Below are 3,302 nucleotides of genomic sequence, written 5' to 3'. Positions count from 1 at the left end.
AAAGTAAATAATTAAATTATTAATTATATATAGATCGTAAAGGAGTATGTTTTATGTACAAAAAAGTTGAGTTATCTAAAGGCTTTGTGGGCATGGAAAAAGATGTTGCAAATCTTTGGAGAGAAAAAGATGTAATACAGAAGAACTTTGATATGAATAAAGATGGTGAATATTTTACTTTCTACGATGGACCTCCAACAGCAAATGGAAAACCACACGTAGGACACGTTTTAACAAGAGTTATGAAGGATATTATCCCAAGATATAAAGTTATGAAGGGATACAAGGTTATAAGAAAAGCAGGATGGGATACTCATGGACTTCCAGTTGAACTTGAAATAGAAAAGAAACTTGGAATTTCAGGTAAACCTCAAATAGAAGCTTATGGAGTTGAAAAGTTTGTTACAGAGTGTAAAGAGAGTGTATTTACTTATGTAAGTATGTGGGAAAAGATGACAGAGCAAATAGGATACTGGGTTGACATGGAAAACCCGTATGTAACTTATCATAATCCATATATAGAGTCAGTATGGTGGGCTTTAAAGCAAATGTGGGATAAAGATTTATTATATAAAGGTCATAAAGTTATGCCGTATTGTCCAAGATGTGGAACAGGTCTTTCTTCACATGAAGTATCACAAGGGTATAAAGATGTTAAAGATTTAACTGCTATAGCTAAGTTTAAGGTTAAAGGAGAGAACAATAAGTATATATTAGCTTGGACAACAACTCCTTGGACATTACCATCAAATGTAGCATTATGTATAAATAAAAAATATGATTATATAGAAGCTAAGCAAGGTGATGAAATACTTATACTAGCTAAAGATTTAGCTAATAAAGTTTTAGGTGAAGATTATGAAGTTTTAAAAGAGTTTAAGGGCGAAGAACTTCTTGGAATAGAGTATGAGCAATTATTACCTTTCCATACACCAACAGAAGGTAAAGCTTTTGTAGTTGTTCATGGTGATTATGTAACATTAAGTGATGGTACTGGTATAGTTCATATAGCGCCAGCATATGGAGAAGATGATAACTTAATTGCTAAGCAAAATGGATTAGCATTTATAAACTTAGTTGATTTAAATGGAAATTTTGTTGATGAAGTTGAACCTTGGGCTGGTAAGTTTGTTAAGAAGTGTGATGAGTCAATAGTTAATTATTTAAAAGAAAATAATAAATTATATTCATCAGCTAGACACATGCATTCATATCCACATTGCTGGAGATGTGACACTCCATTATTATACTATCCAAAGGAGAGTTGGTTCGTAAGAATGTCATCTCTAAGAGATAAATTATTAGCTAATAACGATAAGATAAACTGGTATCCAGATAACATTAGAACAGGTAGATTTGGTAAGTTCTTAGAAAATGTTATTGACTGGGGAATATCAAGAGATAGATATTGGGGAACTCCTCTTCCAATATGGGAATGTGAATGTGGTCATAGAGAATGTATAGGAAGTATAGAACAATTAAAAGAGCAAGGTATAGATGTACCAGAAAATATAGAATTACACAAACCATTTATAGATAAAGTTAATTTAAAGTGTGATAAGTGTGGAAAAGAAATGACTAGAACAGCTGAAGTTATAGATTGTTGGTTTGATTCAGGTTCAATGCCATTTGCACAGTTACACTATCCATTTGAAAATAAAGAATTATTTGATCAAAATTATCCTGCTCAATTTATATCAGAAGCAGTAGACCAAACAAGAGGATGGTTTTATACATTATTAGCTATATCAACAGCTATATTTGATAGAAACCCATTTGAAAACTGTATAGTTTTAGGTCATGTTCTTGATAAAAAAGGATTAAAAATGTCAAAATCTAAAGGTAATGTAGTGGATCCATTTGAAGTGTTAGAGTCACAAGGTGCAGATGCTACAAGATGGCATTTTTATACTGCAAGTGCTCCATGGTTACCTACAAGATTTTCTGTGGGTGATGTTGCGGAAACTCAAAGAAAGTTCTTAAGTACTTTATGGAATGTATATTCATTCTATGTTTTATATGCTGATTTAGATAATTTCAATCCATTAGAATATAAAGATTTTATATCAGAAAATGTAATGGATAAATGGATAATGTCAAAACTTAATACATTAGTTAAGGATGTAGATAATCATTTAGAAAATTATAGAATAACTCAAGCGGCTCTTGAAATAGAAGAATTTACTGATGAGTTATCAAATTGGTATGTAAGAAGAAATAGATCAAGATTCTGGTCAGCAGAATTAACAAATGATAAAATAGGTGCTTATGTAACTTTATATAGAGCATTAACTACTTTAATAAAAGTAGCAGCTCCTTTTGTTCCATTTATGACAGAAGAAATTTATCAAAACTTAGTAGTTAACTTAGACCCAAGTGCTAAAGAAAGTTTACATTTATGCGATTGGCCAACAGTTGATGAAAAAGCTATAGATAAAGATTTAGAAGAAAAAATGGATTTAGCTTATAAAGTAGTTAAATTAGGAAGAAGTGCAAGAAATGGTGCTAACATTAAGAATAGACAGCCACTTTCAAAAATGTTAATATCAACAGATTCTCTTCCTGAGTATTATGGAGATATTATAAAAGATGAACTTAACATTAAAGAGGTTTCAGTTGGAGCTGACGTTTCTAAGTATGTTAACTTTGAAATAAAACCTAATTTACCTGTGTTAGGAAAAGCCTATGGTAAGTTAATACCAGGAATAAGAAAAGAAATAGCTTCTAACAATCAAATGGAACTTGCTCAAAAAATTCAAAATGGAGAAGTTGTAGCTATAGATGTTAATGGAACTGAAATTGAATTGAATTCAGAAAATCTACTTGTAACAATGCAAGGATTAGAAGGATATGCTTTTGCTGGTGAAGGTTCAGTAGGAGTAGTTCTAGATACAACTATAACTGATGAATTAAAAGAAGAAGGTCATGTAAGAGAAATTATATCAAAAATTCAAAATATGAGAAAAGAAAGTGGATTTGAAGTTGCTGATAAAATAACTCTTTATGTTTCAGATAATGATATTCTTCTAAATGTAGTTAAAAAATTTGAAGATACAATAAAGAAAGAAACTTTAACAGAAGAAGTTGTTTATAATGAAGAAGTTACTTATACAGAAACAACTATTAATGGTGAAAAGTTAAATATGGCTGTAGAAAAAAAATAATATAATACAGAATAAAGTAGTGATAGTAGTAATATCACTACTTTATTTTTTTTGTAACTTATATTTTGTCGAAAAGTTTTTAGTTTAAAACGATAAAATATGACAAAATAAAATAATAATAAATAATATTGAATGATT

At 29.8% G+C, this 3,302-nt stretch carries 1 protein-coding gene; it reads left to right on the top strand.

Features of this window, described 5'->3' with window-relative positions; all coding sequences use genetic code 11:
* Nucleotides 1-53: 53 nt before the first annotated feature.
* Nucleotides 54-3,164 carry an isoleucine--tRNA ligase gene (ileS, locus tag GBZ86_RS14070; RefSeq protein ID WP_152891697.1) on the top strand — a complete coding sequence of 1,037 codons (3,111 nt, stop codon included), beginning with the start codon at nt 54-56 and terminating at the stop codon, nt 3,162-3,164.
* Nucleotides 3,165-3,302 lie beyond the last annotated feature (138 nt).

The organism is Clostridium tarantellae (genome assembly GCF_009295725.1).
In the GTDB taxonomy this organism is placed as follows: Bacteria; Bacillota; Clostridia; order Clostridiales; family Clostridiaceae; genus Sarcina; species Sarcina tarantellae.
Note: the sequence above shows the minus strand (reverse complement) of the source record. Positions and strands in the feature narration are given on the sequence as shown.

Excerpts from the sequence above, each read along its gene's own strand:
- ileS (WP_152891697.1), top strand. The coding sequence starts at position 54 with ATGTACAAAAAAGTTGAGTTATCTAAAGGCTTTGTGGGCATGGAAAAA.